The sequence below is a fragment of the Collinsella tanakaei genome (assembly GCF_021531055.1).
In the GTDB taxonomy this organism is placed as follows: Bacteria; Actinomycetota; Coriobacteriia; order Coriobacteriales; family Coriobacteriaceae; genus Collinsella; species Collinsella tanakaei_B.
In genome coordinates, this window is the sequence record NZ_JADYTL010000005.1 from 24,664 (window position 1) to 44,171 (window position 19,508).

Below are 19,508 nucleotides of genomic sequence, written 5' to 3' on the forward strand. Positions count from 1 at the left end.
AGAACGTTCAACCTGCTCCCCATGATAGCAGGCCCGCTCATGCCGACAGCAACACGAGCGCGTGAAATTGGAACGGACGTGACGGACGATGAGGGCTGAGACGACGGCGCTCTCCCGCTGCGAAAGCCGATATGCCGTTTACGGTTCGGTTTTATGGGCGCGTATTGAGTAGAGCGGCTCATGGACGCAGAAGGCTCGCAGGTAGCGCGCTTGCCATGTTGGACGATACTCGAAACATCCATCTAAAACCGAACCGTAAACGGGAACAACGGGTTTTACGACGAGAATAGACGGTTAATCCTGACAAAAGGGACACATCAAACAGCGGGATGGGCCGCCTCCCAGCTATGGTCGCGCTCCTTGGCCACCACGACGTCGCGAGGCAGCACGGGGTTCTCGGTCAGGTTGCAGGGGTCGTAGCCGGGCATGAACTTGTCGCGTCCGAAGCTCTCGGGGATCGCGATCGGATACACCCCGGTGAAGCAGGCCGTGCAGTAGCCCCGTGCCGGGCACCCCTCACCGGCGACCTCACCGCAGGCGGGCAGGCACGCGAGCAGTCCCTGCACGGAGAGGAACGCCAGCGAATCCGCGCCGATGTAGTCGCGGATCTCGTCGACCGTCTTGTTCGCGCTGATGAGCTGCGCCTGCACGTCGGTATCGATTCCGTAAAAGCACGGCCACACGACCTCCGGAGAGTTGATGCACACATGCACCTCGGCGGCGCCGGCGTCCCGCAGCATCTTGACGAGCTGCACCATCGTGGTCCCGCGGACGATGGAATCGTCGATCACCACCAGGCGCTTGCCGGCGATGTTGTCGCGCAGCGGATTGAGCTTCATGCGCACGCCCATCGCGCGGAGCTCCTGCGTGGGCTGGATGAAGGTGCGCGCGACATAGCGGTTCTTGATCAGGCCTTCGCCGAAGGGGATACCGCTCTCGCGCGCATAGCCCTCCGCCGGGGGCATGCCGGAATCGGGCACGCCGATGACCATATCCGCCTCGACCGGTGCTTCGCGCGCCAGCTGGCGGCCCATGTCGTAGCGGCAGGCGTAGACCGATTTGCCGCCCATGATGGAGTCCGGTCGGGCAAAGTAGACCTGCTCGAAGATGCACTCGGCGCTCTCCGGCATCGCGGGCACACCCTGTTCGGACACAAGGCCGTCGGCGGAGATGCGCAAGATCTCACCGGGGCGGATATCGCGCACGTAGCGCGCGCCCACGATATCGAGCGCGCAGGTCTCGGACGCCACGACCCAGCCGGCGACATCGGCCGCGTCCACCGCGGCAGCCGAATGGGTTGAATCGAACACGTCCCCATCTGACCCATCGTCTGCGGGGAGCTTGCCGAGCACGAGGGGTCGGATGCCGTGCGGATCGCGAAACGCGTAGAGCGCTTGCTCGTTGATGAGCGTCATGGCATAGCCGCCGCGGATGAGCTCCATGGTCTTGCGGATACCCTCGCGCAGATGATGGGATTGCTGGGTGAAATAGCCGATAAGTTTGGTGGCGACCTCGGAATCGGAATTGGATAGGAAGGGAACGCCGAGCTCGATCAGCTGGCGGCGCAACTCGTCGGTGTTCACGAGCGTCCCGTTGTGGGCGAGCGCCGTGATCACGTCGCCGATCGTGGAGAGATGCGGCTGGGCCGCCTCCCAGCTCTTGGCGCCCGCCGTGCCGTAGCGCACATGACCCACCGCGAGCTGGCCGGATAGCGACGACAGGTCGGCGTTGGAGAACACCTGGTCGATCAGACCGAGGTCCTTGCGGACCATGACGGTGCCGCCATCGCCTACGGCGATGCCGGCGGATTCCTGCCCGCGATGCTGCAGCGCCTTTAGACCGAAATAGGTGATGCGGGCGACATCGCGCCCCGGCGCCCACACGCCGAAGACACCGCACTCCTCGTGGAGGGTATCGTCACCATAGACTTCGTTGAACATGGATCCTCTCGCTTTCCCGTCGACGACGCGCACATTATGGCACGCGGCGCATGCGCCGAATCGCGGCGTCGCACACCGCCGCGGATTCTTAACGTGGGCCCGTGTGAATGGGACGGTCGCGACGGGGTATGATGCGCCCATGCAGCTACGAAGGAGCGCGAAACACGTGAGCACCATATCCGACACCACGGCACGCAAGGACCCGGGCCTGCCCGGCAACGACTTGGATCCCAAGACCCAAACGCCCGAGGAGCGTCGACGCATCCCGCGCCTCATCAAGGTCTACGGCATCCTCTGCCTGATCAGCGGCATCGTCACGCTGCCGCTGACCGTCGCCCTCATCGTCGCCGTGGCGCTCGTGGTGGCGCACGATCCCGCGCAGCTCAGCGTGGCACGCGATCCTACGCTCACGATCGTCGTGACCGCGTTGAACGTCCTGCTGTCGCTCGTGGGCTCGATCCTGCTCATCCGCTTCGGGCGCTCGCTACTCAAAAACCGTCGCCGCAACGCCGCGATCTGGTCCGAGGTCCTCATCGCCATCACCTTCGCGCAGGGCGTCATCTCCATCATGCTCGACGGCATCGGTCTGCAGCTCATCCAGCCGGCGATCCAGCTCGTCATCCTGCTGGCCATATCGGTCACCATCGATCCGTCGCTTCGTCAGGAACGCGACTTGCAACGGCGCCTGCAGGTCATGCAGGAGCGCGAAGCGGCCGAGGAGGGGATGCTCGGCCGCGACATCACCGGTGAGGGCTACATCAAGCTCAACTTCTTCAACCTGTTCTGGGTATTCATGGTGTGCAGCGTCATCGGGCTTATGCTCGAGATCATCTGGCATATGACCGTGGTCGACCCGGGCGTGTACCAGGATCGCGCAGGTCTTTTGTTCGGACCCTTCTCGCCCATCTACGGAGTGGGCGCGGTCCTCATGACGGTGGCGCTCAACCGCTTCTACCGCAAGCACTTCGCGATCATCTTCCTCGTGAGCGCAGCGATCGGCGGCGCGTTCGAGTTCGCGGTGAGTTGGTTCATGCAGACCGCCTTCGGCGCGGTCGCGTGGGATTACACCGGCTCCATGATCTTCGGCGTGATCCCGGATCCCATCGCGGCCCTGTGCGACGGACGCACCTCGACCATGTTCGCAAGCATCTGGGGCATCCTGGGCCTCGTCTGGATCAAGCTGCTGCTGCCGCGCCTGCTCAAGCTCATCAACCTCATCCCCTGGAAGGCGCGCTACTCCGTCACGTCCCTGTGCGCCGTGCTCATGCTGGTTAACGCCGTCATGACGCTGCAGGCACTCGACTGCTGGTTCGAGCGCGTGAGCGACATCGCCCCCAGCTCGCCGGTCGAGGAGTTCTACGCCGACCACTTTGACAACAGTTACATGGAGCACCGCTTCCAGAGCATGACGATCCATCCCGACAACTCCGGTCGTATGGATTCCGGGTCCGTCGCGCCGAACGCATAAGTGTCCCAAAAGGGGCCGGGAGAAAATTGGGACATGAGAACCGGCGGGCGCGGGCGCTACGCCGGCAACTCGATCTCGGAGACGCACTCGTCCTTGAGCCGGCCGACGAGCGCCTGCAGCGCATCGACCACATGCGGGCGGATGTCACCGCCGACGAGCACGAGCATGATGTCGTCACCTACGGCAAGCTCGCCCTCGTTGAGCCAAACGCGCACGTAGCCGATGCCGGGCATCGCTCGCGCCGCCGCCACGGCGGCCTCGACCGCACGTGCATCGTAGGCAAAGCGCATGCCCGCGACGCGTTCGCCCGGACGCAGTCCGCACGGCGCCGCCTCCTGCCCCCGCACCTCGGCTTTGGGCGTCGCGCGCACCGTTCCGTTGTGGACGAGGTACATGCCGCACAAGCCCGCCGACGGGTCGGCCTTGGCCTCGGCGAGCCAGGAGTCGATAGAGGGCATGGTCGCCACGGGAGTTCCTTTCGATCGATTCGCCGCTGGCAGCACGCTCGAGTGCATCTTGATGCGCCTGCCATACGCCGCAGCACAAGACCACCCGATTGTACCGCTGAGGGACTCGCGTCCACGTTGTAAGCCATCCGTAAAGATGCCGTATCGTCCATTTGCACGGTAGGCCCCACGTAGTCGCGCCGCCCGTCGTGCCACGACGTCGTTTTTTTCATACACGCGACTCGCGAAAGCTTATTTTCATCTTACGGAGCGTTTAACGATTTTGGCAGGTAGACCCCTAATCTTGAGCATGCCGGCAATGCATCGCATTCCACGAAAGAGGGGAACCACCATGTCATCCATCGCCGAACGCGGGGCCACGCAGTCCCAGAAACTGATGGTCTTCGTCCTATCCATGTCCCTGTACGGCTTGGCCACGCTCATCTCCGAGCTCATCCCGTCGATTCAGATCGGCATCGTCGAGCTGTCCGTCGAGTTCTTCCTGTTTATCCCGCTCACCCTGGCCATGCTCTTCGATCCGCTGTCCGCCGCCTTGGGCGCCGCGACCGGTGAGCTCGTGTTCTCAGAGATCATGCTCGGACAGTTCGGCGGCTTGGGCGAACTCGAGAAATTCCTGACCGTGACCATCGGCGTCTACATCGCCGGCCTCATGGTCCGCAACCCCAAGAGCGTCAAGCAGGTCGCCATCGCCGCTATCACCGGTCCGGCCATCCAGCTCGCCATGAGCGCCGTGGTCGACATCGTGAAGGTTCAGGTCGCCGTGGACGACTTCGAAGCCGTCGCCGGCCTCCCTGAGTCGGTCTTTGCCACCGAGGGCTTCGCGTTCCTAAACGACCTGTGCTTCTCGGGTATCCTGTTCTGCCTGCTGCCCACCTTGTTTTTGGTCCCGCGTCTGTACGGCAAGATCGAGCCGCTGCTGGGCTGCAAGCCTCGTACGGCTGACAACGATGCGGTTCCTGCCCTGAGCGGACACGTCATCGGCTGGTCGGTCGTGGGCTTCATCGTCGCCATCGTGGTCGCCTGCGTCTCCAAGGCCGGCATGTCCATCATCGAGTGGGAGGCCGAGTGGGCGGAAAGCCAGACGGCCATCTTCGTCGGCATCGCCGTTGCGGCCGTCATCGCGCTCGTCGCCGGTTTCTGGGCACGCCGTTCCGCTCAGCTCAAGAACGCGTAGAGGAGCCGACGCGTGTCTGCTGTAACCCTGACGGATGTCACCTTCACCTACCCCGGAGCAGCAGCCCCAACCCTCCGGCATGTCGACCTCGACGTGCCGGAGGGCGATTTTCTCGCCATCATGGGTGCGAACGGCTGCGGAAAGTCCACGCTCTGCAAGACGATGAACGGACTCATCCCCCAATTCATCGTCGGCGATCTCTCCGGCTCCATCACGGTGTGCGATACGGATGCCGCCACTGCGCAGATCGGCGAGCTCGCGCAGCGCATCGGTTATGTCTACCAGGATTTCGAAAACCAACTTGTGCGCCCCACCGTCTTGGACGAGGCGTCCTTCGCCTGCTTGAACTACGCGTTTGACGATTACCTCGAGCGCGGCATGCGCGCACTTGAGCTGTGCGGCCTCGCCGAACGCGCGGACTCCTACATCTGGCAGCTGTCCGGAGGCCAAAAGCACCTCCTCGCGCTCGCAGGGGCCATCGCGCTCGGACCCGACATCATCGTGCTCGACGAGCCGGTCGCCCAGCTCGATCCCTACCATGCACGCCAGACGTACGAGGTCCTGCGCGACCTCAACGAAAACCACGGCAAGACGATCATCGTCATCGAACACCACACCGACTTCATCGCCGAGTATTGCAAGTCGGCCGCGCTCATGCACAACGGTACCATCGCCTGGACCCTTCCCGCGCACGAGGCGCTCCAGCGAATCGAGGATCTGGAGGCGAGCGATGTGCACCCGCCGCAGATCGCCCTCGCTGCCCGCGAGCTCAAGCGCGTCAATGCACTCGCTGAGCGTGCGCCGCTTCCCACAACCGTCGACGAGGGCTTCGCCGCGTTTGCGAATATCCCGTTCGTGCCGCCCCGCAGCGCGTGCGACAAGAAACAGGCGGAAACCCCAAGCATCCCGGCGGTGTCGTTCCGCGGTGTCGACGTAAGCTACCGCAGCGTCAAGGGCGAACCCCGAAGCGTCTTTCACAACCTTGACCTTGACATCCGTCAGGGCGAGAAGATCGCGCTCGTAGGCTCCAACGGCGCCGGAAAGTCCACGCTCATGAAGCTCATGTGCGGCTTGGTCAGGCCGCAGGCAGGCGAGGTGCTGCTTGACGGCACGCCGACGCGCGACCTGGGACCGGACGAGCTTTCCGAAACCATCTCGCTCGTCTATCAAAATCCCGAGCAGATGTTCATCAAGGACTCGATTCGCGGCGACATCGAATTCGCCATGCGCGCACGCGGCGTCACCGACGCGCAACGGCGGGCAGACGAGCTGCTCGCGCGATTCCGCCTGACCGAGCTGGCGGACCGCGACGGACGCCTGATGTCCGGAGGCCAGATGCGACGCGCCTCGCTTGCTATCGGCATCGCACTCGACCCGCCCATCCTGCTGCTGGACGAGCCGACCGCCAATCTCGATATCGGCACGCGTCAGGAGATCATCGGACTCGTGGCAGACCTGCGCGGCGTGACGGATACCGTCGTCATCGCCACCCACGACATGCAGCTCGTATGCCAGTTCGCCGACCGCATCATCGTGCTGTGCGATGGCGAGGTCATCGGCGACGGCACGTCCGATGAGATCTTCATGGACGCCGATATCGTTGCCCGCTCGGGCATCCGCCCGCCCGAGATCTTCGCGATGGGGCAGGCGCTCGACTGCAGCGCGGCCTGCTACACCCTTGACGACTTCCTCTCCTGCTTTCCCGCATGGCGCGAACGACAGGTGAGTTCACGGGAAGGTAATGACGCATGATCGAGAAGCTCTCGGAGAACGTGATGGACAAGGTGTCCATCGACTTTTTGCGCGACCAGGTGCTCAAAAACGCCTACGGCAACGACGACACACCCATCGCCAAGCTCGACCCGCGCGTCCTTTTGCTGTGGTACCTCTTCTTCGGGCTGGTGCCGTGGTTCGTAAGCGACGTCGTCGTCCTGTTGGGAATGTTCCTGTTCACCGCCGCCACCACACGGCTGGCGCGCGTGGCGCCGCTCGTGTTGTTCGTCTTCGCGCTCGGCGTCTTCTCGCAGACGGGCTACATGTTCATCGTGTCGCTGTTCTTCGGCGGCAACCTGTCGACGCTTATCCCGCTGCTCGTGCTGACACTCAAAGTCGCCACGATCTCACTCGCAAGCATCACGGTGTTCTCGGGGCTCGACCCCGATAAGCTCTCGAACGGCCTTCTGTGGTTCGGATGCCCCGAGCGCCTATCGTTCTCGATCGGCTTTGCCTACCGCATCCTGCCCATCCTTATGGAGGAGCTGCAAAACATCCTGCTGTCCTATCGCCTGCGTGGGCGTGCGCCGGCCCACGACACGCTCGGCGGCAAGGTGCGCTGGCTTATCTACCAGGTGAAAACCATCGTCCAGTCGTTCTATCCGCTCATGCTCAACACCGCCAAGCGCTCCCGCACCACTGTCGAGGCGCTCGAACTCAAGGGGTACCGCTACGCCGCGACCAACATGAAGGTACTCAAAATCAAGCTCTCGTCGCTTCACGCCGGGCGCCGCGAAGCCCTATTCGCCGTCGTGAGCGTGCTGTGGATCGCGCTCTGCTTCGCCGCTCCCCGTATCCTGGAGGTTCTCTCGTGATCATCGATTTCCATACCCACGGCAAGCTCGCCAAGTACCTCGCCTTCTCGCCCGACTACACCGATTGGCTGTTCGCCTCGGCGAAGCGGGCCGGCCTGGATGCCCTGTGCCTCACCGAGCATTTCAACACCCAGGGCTTTCAGCAGGTATACGCCGATATCTCGTCGCGTTACCCGCGTGTCGGGGACGCCTTCGACGTCAACGGCCTGCTGGTGTTTCCCGGCATGGAGGTCGACATCGCTGAGCGCGGCCACACGCTCGTGCTCGGCTCCATGGAGGATATCCTTGCGTTCAATCGCGCGCTCGAGCCGCATAAGATGAAAGATGCGTTCCTGCCGTTTGACGAGCTGGCCGACGAGGTTGAGCGTCGCGGGCTGCACTTCGGGGCAGGCCACCCCTTCCGCGCACCTGGCCGCATCCCCGAGCTCACCTGCGACCAGCTGCGCCGCTTTGAGTTTGTCGATCTGAACGGCAAGGACCTGAGCCACGACCGCACGCGCACCGTCGAGCGGACCTACGCTTTCGCCGAACGCATAGGCGGCGTCCCGGTCGTCTCGGGGTCGGACACACACCAGGCGTTCCAGTACGGCTGCGTCGTCACGCGCATGGCGCGCACCTGCACCACGTTCGACGAGCTGTTCGAGCAGGTGCACGAGCGCGCCTACCAGATCGAGTTCGCCGAGGACCTTGAGTTCCGCGTCCTCACGGCGGCCACCCTCAAACGAGCGCTCAAGGAGATCGACCGCTTGGGCGGCAGCTACGTGGAGACGATTCTCGCAGGCCCCGCAGCTTAGGAACGCTGCCGCCATCGCCATCTAGGCGGACAGGCCGTCGGTCCGCTCTTCTTGCGAAAGGACTCGTATGTCACCGATTTCGCTGTTCAAGCAAGGAATTGCATATACGCAGGCGGAGCATGCCATCATCGACTTCATCTCGTCCAACCCGACCGAGTTTCTGGTCATGTCCATCCAGCAGCTTGCCGCACGCCTGGGCGTATCTGAAGCCACGGTCTCCCGCTTTGCGCGACACGCCGGCTTTCGCGATTTTAAGGAGCTCAAGAGCGCCGTCGCGTCGAGCACGCTGGGGCCGGCGGAGAAGATCGCAGCAAGCATCGAGGGCGGCACATCATCATCCGCCGCGGCTTTCCTGAAGGGACAGCAGGGGTATCTCGACATCACGGCACAGCGCCTCGACGCCGGCGCATTCAGGCGTGCCGCACGCGCGCTGGCAGATGCGGAACTCGTGCTCATCCACGGCAAGGGCGCCGCCGTCGCCTGCGCCGAGTTGCTGCGCTTTCGCCTGTCGCGCTTCGGAAAGCACGTCGAGATGTTGCCGGCAGGAGGATCTGAGCTGTTCGAGGGACTCGTGCATACGCACCGGGAGAGCACCTTGGTGACCTTTGGGTTCTCGCGGCTCCCCGCCGAGAGCCGCATCGCCATCGAACATGCGCGTACCGTCGGCGCGACCTCGGTGCTCTTCACCAGCAGGGCGCTGCGCGAGGCCGATGCCCACGCCGACATCGAGCTCGTCGCATACCGAGGCGAGCCGCGCGAATATCATTCGATGACCAGCGCCATCGCACTGGTCGACGCGCTTGTGGTCGCCGTTGCAGCCCATCTTGACGGCGCGGCGACCGACGAACTCGAACGATTGCGCGCGCTCAAACGACGCTACGAGAGCACATTGCCGCGATGACATCCCACCCGAGCGCTCGATGGGTCGGGTTGTCGAGCAAGGGCGATGGCGCACCGCCGCGCCGTCGAGCCGGGGTGGCGCTTTTTCTGCCGCACCACCCCGGCAAACGCAAGAATCTTACTGCCGCGCGACCTCGGCATCCGCGGACAGCACCATGACGGCGCGCGTGGTGCGCGGGATGATCTCGCCGGCGCAGGTGACCAGACTCATGACCTTATCGGTGGTGGCGATGCGCTCCTGCGCGTCGGGAGCCTGCGCCTTGGCGTAAGCATAGATGTCCTCGAGATAGGCTTGGAGCGACTCGCCCTCGCCGGTGAAATTGGGTTTGCGGGCGTCGACGTAGGTGTCCTCGACCTGCGCGGTGAACATCGGCGTCAGGGTATAGGTGGCGTCGCGGGTGATGTAGTAGACCGTCTCGATCTTGTCGAAGTCGGCCTGGTTCGTGGTGTTGTCGATGACCTTGAGCATGGAGCCGTCGTACATATGGTGCCCGTACAGCGTGGTCTGCTGGTCGATCATGCCGGGCGCCGTGTCGTCCATATCCATGAAAATGGCACCCGATCCGTTGCCCGACAGGTCGAACAGCGTGGTGAGATACGTCGTGTTGTCATCCGTCTGGACGACCGGGTAGTTGACCACGGTCCCGGGGATATAGATCCACCCGACGACATCCGGATTGATCTCGGCGAGCGCGTCGAAATCGACGTCGGGTACGCCATCGCCCTCGTCGGACGAGACGGCATATCGCTGGAGCTCGGCGTAGGACTCCTGCGCCTGACGGTAGCCGATCTGCGCGGAGATGAAGATGCCCGCAGCGACGACGAGCAGGATGACGCCGAGGACGATAAGCACGAGTGAGAGCTTGGAGCCGCGTCCCGATCCACTCCCGGCGGCCTTATCCCGATGCCCGCGTCCGCCCCGGGGAGGCTCTCCGCCACCGGAGATCGGACGCGGGGCCTGCTGGGCGCGTATGGGCTCGACGGGAATCGGGGACATGCGCGCCTCGGGGGCGAGCGCCGGCATGGACGCGGTGACGGATGCGCCGTCCTCGTCCGCCTCGTCGCGACCGGCGCGCGGCGGAACCTGCCCTGCGTGCGCATGCGGAGCATCGGCCGTCGAAGGACGGCCGGCGGTATGGACGGCCGGGACGACGGGCGCCGGCCGGGAGGCGCGCGGGACATCGGCCGTGGGGGCATCGGGCTGTGGAGTCCGAACGTGTGAACGGGCGGCAGGAGCAGCTGCAGGGGTCGACGCGCGTTTGGAGGACGATGCGATGGCGATCCACTGGTCGGTCGTCGTGGGCGACGCCGCACTCTGAGCAGGCACCTGTCGAGACGGCGAGGGCGGCTGCTGGGCACGGGAGGCGAAGCGCTTGCCGGCGGGACGGGGAGCCTCACCGGGCTGGGACGTTTCGGCGGGGCGGGAAAAACGGGCCCCTTGGGGGCGCCCATTCGACGGGGCGGCATCCGTACGGGCGGGCGCGGCGAACCGACGGCCGGCAGGACGGGCAGCCTCCCCGTCATCCCCATGACCGGAGGGAACAGCGGAAGCGGCGAAATGCGTGCCGGCGCGGACCTTCCGAGTGGGAAGCGCCGAAGCGGCACGCGCCGTCTCGGAAGCGCCCGTATCGCCCGAGGACGCACGGCCTATCTTGTCATCCAACATATCCCGATCCTCCGTCAGATTCGCAGTCGTGTACCAAGTGCCTTTTTCCGTATCGAACCGACGACGCGCCGACGCCTTTGTTACGCCTCCGCCATCTCGCGCTTGAGATCCTCGACCACCGCGCGGTACTCGGGCAGGGTGGCGCCCAAGATCTGCGTGGCGTAGATCGCCGCGTTCTTGGCACCGTTGATGGCCACGCAGGCCACCGGCACGCCGGAGGGCATCTGCACCATGGACAGCAGGGAATCAAGACCGCCCAAATCGCTCGTCTTCATGGGGACGCCGATGACCGGCAGCGGCGTGAACGCAGCGACGACGCCGCCCAGGTGCGCAGCCTTGCCGGCAGCGGCGATGATCACCTTGATGCCGCGCTCGGCGGCGGAACCCGCCCACTCGTGCACCTTGTCGGGCGTGCGATGCGCGCTGGCGATGACCAGCTCATAGGGAACGCCCAGGCGCTCAAGCTCGGCCGTGCAGCCCTCCATGGTGGGAAGGTCGGACTTGGAACCCATGATGATGCCCACGAGCGGGGTCTTGTCGGCGGTGTCTGCCATGATGTACCTCCATGTTGAGAGCGGCGGCGGACGACGGCGCCCGTCCCTTGACTACGAACCATCCCAGTATAGCCGCGCCCGCGTGGCGCGGCCCTGTATGCGCGGGATATCGGCTATTTCTTCTTATGCGGGCGCTTGCCGCGCACCGCGCTCGACCGCTTGGCGGAGCCGTCCTGCCCCCGACGCGATCGAACTGCATAGAATCCCGCGCCGAAAAACGCCGCGAGCGCCACGACAAGCAGGTAGATAAGCGGATTGGACGAGCCGGTTTGCTGCTGGACCGCCAGAATCGCACATAGCGCCTGATGCATGGAAACCCCTTTCATCTGCATACACGAAGAGTGTACCCGGACACGACCCGGAACACGCCCCTCGGCGGCGCGAAACGATACCCGGCGTTTTTTCACGTCGATGCGGCCTCATTTCCGGGCCGAGCGACCATGAAACACCGGCACGAAGCGGGCTGGAAATCGTTGTCCCCGTTTACGGTTCGGTTTTGCAGGGGTACCCCGAGTAGCGAGGCCCTTCGCGCCGGAAAACCCGCAGGTCAGGACAGCGCCGTTTTTCGGACTACTCGAGGGGCGCCGTCAAAACCGAACCGTAAACGGGTTTTCTTTTCCCGCAGTCGCTTTTCGACAGGAACACGCCGCCGGCACGACGGCAAAAAGCGGCGCGCTGCGGAAATACTTCCGCAGCGCGCCGCATATCGTCGGTTGTCACCCGAGTTAGATCTCGTACTGCGGCAGATCCTGCAGCGCGATGACCTCCATGCCGGAGCCCTCGCCGGCGGCGTTCGCCTGTTCGACCGCCTCGACGGCAGCCACGAAGGCGTTGGCCGCCGACAGGGCGGTGAGACACGTCACGCCGCGACGCACCGCCTCGGTGCGCACGATATAGCCGTCGCCGCGCGACCCGGGACCGTAGGGCGTGTTGATGATGAAGGCGATCTCGCCCGCGGCGATCATATCGCCCACGTTGGGATGCGGACCGCTGATCTTCTCCACGACCTCGCACTTCACGTTGCCGCCCGCCAGAACGCGCGCCGTGCCCTCGGTCGAGCAGATCTCGAAGCCGAGGTAGCGCAGGATACGCGCGAGTGACAGGATATGGCGCTTGTCGCGATCGTTCACCGAGATGAACACCTTGCCGCTGCCGGGGCGGGGCAACTCGTAGCTGATGGCGAGCTGCGACTTGGCGTAGGCCTCCGGATAGCTCTTGGCGATGCCCATGACCTCGCCGGTCGATTTCATCTCGGGCCCGAGCACCACGTCGGCGCCGGGGAAGCGGCCCCACGGCATGACGGCTTCCTTCATGCAGAACCAGTCGAGATGCCGGTCATCGGCGGGCAGCCCCAGATCGGCGATCTTCTCGCCCGCCATGATGCAGGCGGCGGCCTTGGCGAGCGGCACGCCCGTGGCCTTGGAGATGAACGGCACGGTGCGGCTCGCGCGCGGGTTCGCCTCGATAACGTAGACGGTCTCGCCGCGAATGGCGTATTGGACGTTCACCAGGCCCTGCACGCCGAGCGCGAGCGCGATGCGGCGCGTGGTGTCGCGCAGTTTCTCGACCAGGCTCTCCGAGAACGAGAAGGGCGGGATGCAGGTCGCCGAGTCGCCGGAATGGATGCCCGCCTCCTCGATGTGCTCGAGGATGCCACCGATGTAGACCTCCTCGCCGTCGCACAGGGCGTCGACGTCGGACTCGATCGCGCCCTCCAGGAACCGGTCGAGGTAAACCGGGTAGTCGGGGCTGATGCGCGTCGCCTCGGCCATGTACTCGCGCAGATGCTCCGCATCGTAGGCGATCATCATGCCGCGACCGCCCAAGACGTAGGAGGGGCGCACGAGCAGCGGGTACCCGATACGGGCCGCGACCTGCTCGGCCTCCTCGAAGCTCGTGGCCATGCCCGCCGGCGGGTACATGATGCCCAGGCGGTCGAGCAGCGCGCTGAAGCGCTCGCGGTCCTCGGCCCAGTCGATGGCCTCGGGCTGCGTGCCCATCACGTGCACGCCCGAGTCGGCGAGCATGCGGGCGAGCTTGAGCGGGGTCTGTCCGCCGAGCGTCACCACCACGCCGTCGGGTCGCTCGACGTCCACGATGTCCATGACGTCCTCGTAGGTCAACGGCTCGAAGTACAGGCGATCGGACGTGTCGTAGTCGGTCGACACCGTCTCGGGGTTGCAGTTGACCATGATGGTCTCGAAACCGCGGCCGGCGAGCGCGTAGCTCGCGTGCACGCAGCAGTAGTCGAACTCGATGCCCTGGCCGATGCGGTTGGGGCCGGCTCCCAAGATCATGGCCTTGGGGCGCGTGGCGGGCGTCACCTCGTCGGGCGCACACGCACGGCGGGCGTCCACGCCGGCGCGCATAGGCGCCTCGTAGGTCTTGTAGTGGTACTCCGTGGCGCTCGCGAACTCGGCGGCACAGGTGTCGACCGTCTTCATGGACGGCACGACGCCCAGGCCCTTGCGATACGCGCGCACGAACCGCTCGTCGGAGCCGGTGAGCAGCGCGATCTCGGCATCGCTCGCGCCGTACTGCTTGAGCAGGCGCATGGCGTCGGCGTCGATATCCTCCACGCGCAGGCCGCGGACGGCCTCGCGCACGGCCACCATATCCGCCAAGCGCGCCAAGAACCACGGGTCGATGCCGGTAAGCTCGTGCAGGCGCTCGACCGTCCAGCCGCGGCGCAGGGCCTCGACGACGGCATGGATGCGTCCCTCGGTCGGCGTCGCAGCCTCGTCGGCGAGTTCGTCGTCGGGCACGGCGCCCAAGCCGTCCTTGGCGGCGAAGAGGCCCTCGCGCCCGTCCTCGAGCGAGCGCATGGCCTTGCCGAACGCCTCCTCGAACGTGCGACCGATGGCCATGATCTCGCCCACGGCCTTCATGCGGGTGGACAGGGTCGTATCGGTGCCCTTGAACTTCTCGAACGCGAAGCGCGGGACCTTGACCACGCAGTAGTCGATCGACGGCTCGAAGCACGCCGGCGTGGCGCGGGTGATGTCGTTGACGATCTCGTCGAGCGTGTAGCCCACCGCCAGACGCGCGGCCGCTTTGGCGATCGGGAAGCCCGTCGCCTTGGAGGCGAGCGCCGAGGAACGGGAGACACGCGGGTTCATCTCGATGACGATCAGGCGGCCGTTGTCCGGGTTCACCGCGAACTGCACGTTGGAGCCGCCCGTCTCGACGCCGACCTTCTCCAGGATCGCGAGCGATGCGGTGCGCATGCGCTGGTACTCGAGGTCGGAGAGCGTCTGCGCGGGGGCGACGGTGATGGAGTCGCCGGTGTGCACGCCCATGGGGTCGAGGTTCTCGATGGAGCACACGATGATGCCGTTGCCGGCACGGTCGCGCATGACCTCCATCTCGTATTCCTTCCAGCCCTCGATGGACTCCTCCACGAGCACCTCGCCGGCGGGCGACAACTCGAGGCCCTGGCGGACGATCTCGACGAGCTCGGCCTCGTCGTGCGCGATGCCGCCGCCGGCGCCGCCGAGGGTGAAGCTCGGACGCAGCACGCAGGGGTACCCCACGCGGGCGACGATGTCGAGGGCGTCTTGGACCGAATAGGCATAGCCGGAACGGGCCACCTCGAGACCGATCTCGTCCATGGCCTCGTTGAACAGCTTGCGGTCCTCGCCGCGCTCGATGGCCGTCAGATCGCAGCCGATCATCTCGACGCCGTAGCGGTCGAGCGTGCCGTTCTTGGCGAGCTCGACGGCGGCGTTCAGGCCGGTCTGGCCGCCGAGGGTGGGCAGCAGCGCGTCGGGATGCTCGCGCGCGATGACCTTCTCCACGAACTCCGCGGTGATGGGCTCCACGTAGGTGCGGTCGGCGAGCCCCGGGTCGGTCATGATGGTCGCGGGGTTGGAGTTGACGAGGATGACCTCGTAGCCCTCCTCCTTGAGCACCTTGCAGGCCTGGGCACCCGAATAGTCGAACTCGCAGGCCTGACCGATCACGATCGGTCCGGACCCGATGACGAGGATTCTCTTGATATCTTCACGTTTGGGCATCTGTTTGCTCCTTCACGTTGGAATAGATGAGGGGTGGACGGCAGGGGGCGTGTTCGCCTCAACCCATTTCCCTATGGGATGGGCAAAAGGGGATGAAGCGAACACGTCCCCATTTGACCGTCCGCCTATTCGCTGGCGAAGACCCAGCCGGCCAGGCGGTCGCGCGCGATATCGATGTTCAGGTAATCGGGCTCACCCGCCATGAGGCGTGCGAAGGCCGTGAACAGGTAGTGCGCATCGGTGGGGCCGGGCGCGGCCTCGGGGTGGTATTGCACGGAGAACGCGGGATGATCGAGCAGCTGGATGCCCTCCGCGGTGCCGTCGTTGAGGTTCACGTGCGTGAGTCGGATGCGGCCGAAGCGCTCGTTTTGCACCACGGGCGCGATGCCGCGCTCCACCCAGAAGCGCAGGTCGCCGTCGGCGGGATGCTCGGCGATACTGCCGGAAAGCTCGGGGATGAGCGCGCCGAGCGTCGGGAAGACCAAGCCGAACCCGTGGTTTTGCGCGGTGATCTCCACGCGACGGGACAGCAGGTTCATGACGGGCTGGTTGCCGCCGCGATGGCCGAACTTGAGCTTTTCCATCTCGGCGCCGCAGGCGAGGCTGATCATCTGATGTCCCAGGCAGATGCCGAACAGCGGAACCTGTCCGATGAGCTTTTGCACCTGGGTGTAGGTCTTGTCGACCGCGTCGGGATCGCCCGGGCCGTTTGAGAGGAACACGCCGTCGGGATGCTGTGCGAGCACGTCCTCGGCGGGGGTGTCCCACGGTACGACGGTCAGCTCGCAGCCGGCGCGCACGAGCCCCTCGAGGATACCGCGCTTGATGCCGCAGTCGTAGACCGTCACGCGGAAGCGCGCGTCGGCAGCCGCCGCCGACGAGGCGAAGGCATGGCGCTCCGGCAGGTCCGCCGCCCCGTATCGATGAACATCCGCGCAGCTCACGGTCTGCACGAGGTTCTGGCCCACCAGGCTCGGCGCCTCATCGAGCATGCGCGAGAGCTCGGCCAGGTTGAACACCTCGGTCGAGATGATGCCCTTCTGCGCACCGTGGTCGCGCAGGTGCCGCACGAGCGCGCGGGTGTCGACGCCCTCGATGGCGACGATCCCCTCGCGTGCGAGGTAATCCGGCATGCTGATGACGCTGCGCCAGTTCGACGGGGTCGAGCACATATCGTGGACCACCATACCGCGCAGAGCGGGCGTGTCGGCGCCGCGGTCGCCATCCCCCGGATAGGCGCTCTGGACGTCGGCGGGGTCGATGCCGTAGTTGCCGATCTGCGGGTAGGTCATGGTCACGATCTGGCCCGCGTAGCTCGGATCGGTGAGCACCTCGAAGTAGCCCTCGAGCGAGGTGTTGAAGCACACCTCCCCCGTGGCGGTTCCGGAAGCGCCGCAGGAACGGCCGTACATGACCGTGCCGTCCTCCAGCATGAGGATGGCGGACCCGCGGTAACCCTTGCTTGTCGTTCGGATGATGCGCTGCGCCAACTCGCTCGGTGCAGCCTTGCGCGCGTCGATGCCCTCGAGCGCGCCGCGTGCCATATCAGGCTCCATGCTCTCTCCTTTTCGGTCTCTCGGTACCGGCTTAAAGGTCGGAATAGTTTGGACGTATTGTAGGCGCTTTTCCGTACTAAAGAGACACGGAATCGCAATTATTCATATGGCGGAAAACATCGGGGCGTTTTATTCAGCAATTACCACCATTTCGTGAAGACGTCGCCCGACGGCACCCCACATGCGGCTCGCCGCTCTGCACTCCGACCGTGCCTCCCACCCCAAATGTGAACATGGTGATTCCCGCCGCCACCGCGCCGCCCAAGCGCTATGGTGGTTTTTCGTACGCTGGTCCATAAGTCCGCGGAAGAAAGAAGGAACACCTATGTCCAACGTCATCACCAGCCCAGATCAAGCCCTTTACCAGCGCGAGGGGGCCTACATCCCCCGTATCGCCGCCGTGCACGACATGTGCGGTTACGGAAAGTGCTCGCTCGGCGTCGCCATCCCCGTGCTCTCGGCAGCCGGCTGCGACGTATGCCCCGTCCCCACGTCGCTGTTCTCCTCGCACACGGCATTCCCCGGCTGGTATATGCATGACACCACCGATATGCTGCCCGATTACCTTGCCGCCTGGAAGAACATCGGCGTCGGGATCGATGCCGTCTACTCCGGCTTCCTCGGTGCCCCCGAGCAGGTCGACCGCATCCGCGACCTGTACGCCATGTATCCCGACGCCCTGCGCGTCGTCGACCCCGTGATGGCCGACCACGGCAAGGTCTACCCCACGTACACGCCCGAGCTGTGCGCCGCGATGGCGGAGCTCGCCGAGGGCGCGGACATCCTCACGCCCAACCTCACCGAAGCCGCGATCATCCTGGGCGAGCCCATCGGCGACGCATGGGCCGGCGAGGACATCGCCGATGACGAGGCACGCCGCATGGTCGATGCCCTGCTTGCCAAGGGCACCAAGACGGCCGTCCTCAAGGGAATCCAGCGCGGCGATGGCCGCATCCGCAATTTCGTGGGAACCGAGGGCGGCGCGTTCTTCGAGGTCGACAACGAGCTGCTGCCCTATATGCTGCACGGCACCGGCGACCTGTACTGCTCCTGCCTGCTCGCCGCCGTCATGGCGGGCCGGACGCTCGAGGAGTCGGTGCGCTTCGCCTGCGATTTCGTGCACGACGCCATGCTCGTCTCGGCCGAGCAGCCGCAGTTCCGCGAGCGCGGCGTCTCGTTCGAGACGATGCTCGGACGCGTGGCCGACCTGCTCAAATAACGCGAATCCCTCTGTGCCGCAACGCGAGGACGGCGGAGCCCGACACGGGTTCCGCCGTCCTTTTCGTCTCTATATGCACCTCACGTATCGAAACGGCGCAACTGGCCGAATAGCGCCCGCGGCGGCCCAGGCGGGCGTCAATTCGCCTCGTTGCCGGCTTCCTCGCTGCTGGATTCGGACGCAGCGCCGCTCCCGTCACCCGTAAACGTCTCGGAGCCGTGCAGGTCGCGCTCGAGCTGCTGCTCGATGTGCATATCGTCGACGTCATCCTGCGTGATCTCGGAGGATTCGGTCAGCGACGAGACGGAGTTGACCTGCTCCTGGATCTTCTCGGCGGTCTCGTCGTCCATGCCGACGATGCGAAGCTCCCAGTCGATCGTGCTCGACGTATCCGACACGTCCTTGGTCCAGATGAAGGTCAGCATCGCACGCAGGGACCCCTGCCCCTTCACGAATCCGAAAAAGCTATCGTGCACGAAGTTGCCGTCGTCGTCCACCCGGACGAACACGTTGTACTCGACGCGGTTGATCTTGTCGTTCAACAGCGCATTCGTCGACAGGGCGGATGCGGCGATCTGCGAGTTGGACAAAAGCTCGAGCTCGTTTTTCGACGTCGAGTCGACCACCGACACCTCGACCACGCCCGTGCGCTCATCGGCCTCGTCGACCGTGAACTCGCTCGGGAACTGCGTGAAGCCGTTGCCCCATTCGACGCCGCTCTCCATGGCATGGGTCACGGTCTCCACCGTCGTGCGCTCCGACAGGTTGGCGGTGTTCAGACGCCGGCTGACGCCATAGGCGACCTGCATGCCCACCACGAGCACGAGCACGCCCACGATGCATAGCAGCGCCATGCGCGAGATGGCCTCGCCCGCCTTCGAACCCGACGGGTCGTCTGCGGACAACGGGTCGACCTTCGCCTGACTTGCGCGACGGCGGCTGCGATGGTCGGCCTCGAGCTTGTTGACCGCGGCGGCACCGCCTTCGCGGCGGGCCTTCGCGCGGACCTCGCGGCGACGGCTGGCATCGCGAGCCCGCATGGGGTCGACGACACCGGAGTCGTCCAGCTCGGAGAACAGCTCCGTCGCTTCTTCGGCTGTCAGAGGAGGTCGCTTTGCCATCGTCTCGCCTTCGTCACCCTACATCATCGCCTGCGCATACGGAAC

General features: G+C 65.1%; 15 protein-coding genes. 7 read left to right on the forward strand and 8 right to left on the reverse strand.

Going from position 1 to position 19,508, the window contains the following annotated elements; all coding sequences use genetic code 11:
* Nucleotides 1-317: 317 nt before the first annotated feature.
* Entirely contained in the window at nucleotides 318-1,940 is a 1,623-nt protein-coding gene (gene purF, locus I6E04_RS05785; protein WP_235422250.1) for an amidophosphoribosyltransferase, read from the reverse strand.
* A gap of 166 nt (nucleotides 1,941-2,106) precedes the next feature.
* Between purF and I6E04_RS05790 the strand changes: the two genes are divergently transcribed.
* Nucleotides 2,107-3,408 (forward strand): putative ABC transporter permease, encoded by a 1,302-nt coding sequence (locus I6E04_RS05790; RefSeq protein ID WP_235422251.1) that lies wholly within the window; start codon nucleotides 2,107-2,109, stop codon nucleotides 3,406-3,408.
* Between the two features lie 56 nt (nucleotides 3,409-3,464).
* On the opposite strand, the gene I6E04_RS05795 is transcribed toward I6E04_RS05790, so the two are convergent.
* Entirely contained in the window at nucleotides 3,465-3,866 is a 402-nt protein-coding gene (locus tag I6E04_RS05795; RefSeq protein ID WP_235422395.1) for a molybdenum cofactor biosynthesis protein MoaE, read from the reverse strand.
* A gap of 340 nt (nucleotides 3,867-4,206) precedes the next feature.
* Here I6E04_RS05795 and I6E04_RS05800 point away from each other — a divergent pair, with 340 nt between their 5' ends.
* The 5 genes from I6E04_RS05800 (at nucleotide 4,207) to I6E04_RS05820 (ending at nucleotide 9,332) form a co-directional block, all read left to right on the forward strand.
* On the forward strand, nucleotides 4,207-5,049 hold the full coding sequence (locus I6E04_RS05800) for a hypothetical protein (RefSeq protein WP_235422252.1): 843 nt from the start codon (nucleotides 4,207-4,209) through the stop codon (nucleotides 5,047-5,049).
* Nucleotides 5,050-5,061: 12 nt separating this feature from the next.
* The gene (locus I6E04_RS05805; RefSeq protein ID WP_235422253.1) at nucleotides 5,062-6,801 is read left to right on the forward strand and encodes an ABC transporter ATP-binding protein; all 1,740 of its coding nucleotides are present in this window, start codon (nucleotides 5,062-5,064) and stop codon (nucleotides 6,799-6,801) included.
* Complete coding sequence (locus I6E04_RS05810; RefSeq protein WP_235422254.1) at nucleotides 6,798-7,637, forward strand: energy-coupling factor transporter transmembrane component T family protein; 840 nt, start codon at nucleotides 6,798-6,800, stop codon at nucleotides 7,635-7,637. Before I6E04_RS05805 ends, I6E04_RS05810 begins: the two co-directional genes overlap by 4 nt.
* On the forward strand, nucleotides 7,634-8,431 hold the full coding sequence (locus I6E04_RS09870) for a PHP-associated domain-containing protein (protein ID WP_235422255.1): 798 nt from the start codon (nucleotides 7,634-7,636) through the stop codon (nucleotides 8,429-8,431). Before I6E04_RS05810 ends, I6E04_RS09870 begins: the two co-directional genes overlap by 4 nt.
* A gap of 67 nt (nucleotides 8,432-8,498) precedes the next feature.
* Nucleotides 8,499-9,332, forward strand: a complete 834-nt coding sequence (locus I6E04_RS05820) for a MurR/RpiR family transcriptional regulator (protein WP_235422256.1) — start codon at nucleotides 8,499-8,501, stop codon at nucleotides 9,330-9,332.
* Nucleotides 9,333-9,449: 117 nt separating this feature from the next.
* Here the strand turns inward: I6E04_RS05820 and I6E04_RS05825 are convergent, their stop codons facing one another.
* The 5 genes from I6E04_RS05825 to carA form a co-directional block, all read right to left on the reverse strand.
* A complete protein-coding gene (locus I6E04_RS05825) occupies nucleotides 9,450-10,997 on the reverse strand; it encodes a sortase domain-containing protein (protein ID WP_235422257.1) in 1,548 nt (515 codons plus the stop codon).
* An 80-nt stretch (nucleotides 10,998-11,077) separates the two neighbouring features.
* Nucleotides 11,078-11,551, reverse strand: coding sequence for a 5-(carboxyamino)imidazole ribonucleotide mutase (purE, locus tag I6E04_RS05830; RefSeq protein WP_235422258.1), 474 nt, complete (start codon nucleotides 11,549-11,551; stop codon nucleotides 11,078-11,080).
* A gap of 113 nt (nucleotides 11,552-11,664) precedes the next feature.
* Complete coding sequence (locus tag I6E04_RS05835; RefSeq protein ID WP_235422259.1) at nucleotides 11,665-11,862, reverse strand: hypothetical protein; 198 nt, start codon at nucleotides 11,860-11,862, stop codon at nucleotides 11,665-11,667.
* Between the two features lie 414 nt (nucleotides 11,863-12,276).
* Nucleotides 12,277-15,567, reverse strand: a complete 3,291-nt coding sequence (gene carB, locus I6E04_RS05840) for a carbamoyl-phosphate synthase large subunit (RefSeq protein WP_235422260.1) — start codon at nucleotides 15,565-15,567, stop codon at nucleotides 12,277-12,279.
* Nucleotides 15,568-15,692: 125 nt separating this feature from the next.
* A complete protein-coding gene (gene carA / locus I6E04_RS05845; RefSeq protein WP_235422261.1) occupies nucleotides 15,693-17,123 on the reverse strand; it encodes a glutamine-hydrolyzing carbamoyl-phosphate synthase small subunit in 1,431 nt (476 codons plus the stop codon).
* A 325-nt stretch (nucleotides 17,124-17,448) separates the two neighbouring features.
* Between carA and I6E04_RS05850 the strand changes: the two genes are divergently transcribed.
* Complete coding sequence (locus I6E04_RS05850; RefSeq protein ID WP_235422262.1) at nucleotides 17,449-18,342, forward strand: PfkB family carbohydrate kinase; 894 nt, start codon at nucleotides 17,449-17,451, stop codon at nucleotides 18,340-18,342.
* A gap of 137 nt (nucleotides 18,343-18,479) precedes the next feature.
* On the opposite strand, the gene I6E04_RS05855 is transcribed toward I6E04_RS05850, so the two are convergent.
* Nucleotides 18,480-19,463, reverse strand: coding sequence for a hypothetical protein (locus I6E04_RS05855; protein WP_235422263.1), 984 nt, complete (start codon nucleotides 19,461-19,463; stop codon nucleotides 18,480-18,482).
* Nucleotides 19,464-19,508 lie beyond the last annotated feature (45 nt).

Coding starts and splice junctions, on each gene's coding strand:
- I6E04_RS05850 (WP_235422262.1), top strand. CDS start 17,449: ATGTCCAACGTCATCACCAGCCCAGATCAAGCCCTTTACCAGCGCGAG.
- I6E04_RS05835 (WP_235422259.1), bottom strand. CDS start 11,862: ATGCATCAGGCGCTATGTGCGATTCTGGCGGTCCAGCAGCAAACCGGC.
- I6E04_RS05825 (WP_235422257.1), bottom strand. CDS start 10,997: ATGTTGGATGACAAGATAGGCCGTGCGTCCTCGGGCGATACGGGCGCT.
- purE (WP_235422258.1), bottom strand. CDS start 11,551: ATGGCAGACACCGCCGACAAGACCCCGCTCGTGGGCATCATCATGGGT.
- I6E04_RS05820 (WP_235422256.1), top strand. CDS start 8,499: ATGTCACCGATTTCGCTGTTCAAGCAAGGAATTGCATATACGCAGGCG.
- I6E04_RS05800 (WP_235422252.1), top strand. CDS start 4,207: ATGTCATCCATCGCCGAACGCGGGGCCACGCAGTCCCAGAAACTGATG.
- I6E04_RS05795 (WP_235422395.1), bottom strand. CDS start 3,866: ATGCCCTCTATCGACTCCTGGCTCGCCGAGGCCAAGGCCGACCCGTCG.
- carB (WP_235422260.1), bottom strand. CDS start 15,567: ATGCCCAAACGTGAAGATATCAAGAGAATCCTCGTCATCGGGTCCGGA.
- I6E04_RS05810 (WP_235422254.1), top strand. CDS start 6,798: ATGATCGAGAAGCTCTCGGAGAACGTGATGGACAAGGTGTCCATCGAC.
- carA (WP_235422261.1), bottom strand. CDS start 17,123: ATGGAGCCTGATATGGCACGCGGCGCGCTCGAGGGCATCGACGCGCGC.
- purF (WP_235422250.1), bottom strand. CDS start 1,940: ATGTTCAACGAAGTCTATGGTGACGATACCCTCCACGAGGAGTGCGGT.
- I6E04_RS05855 (WP_235422263.1), bottom strand. CDS start 19,463: ATGGCAAAGCGACCTCCTCTGACAGCCGAAGAAGCGACGGAGCTGTTC.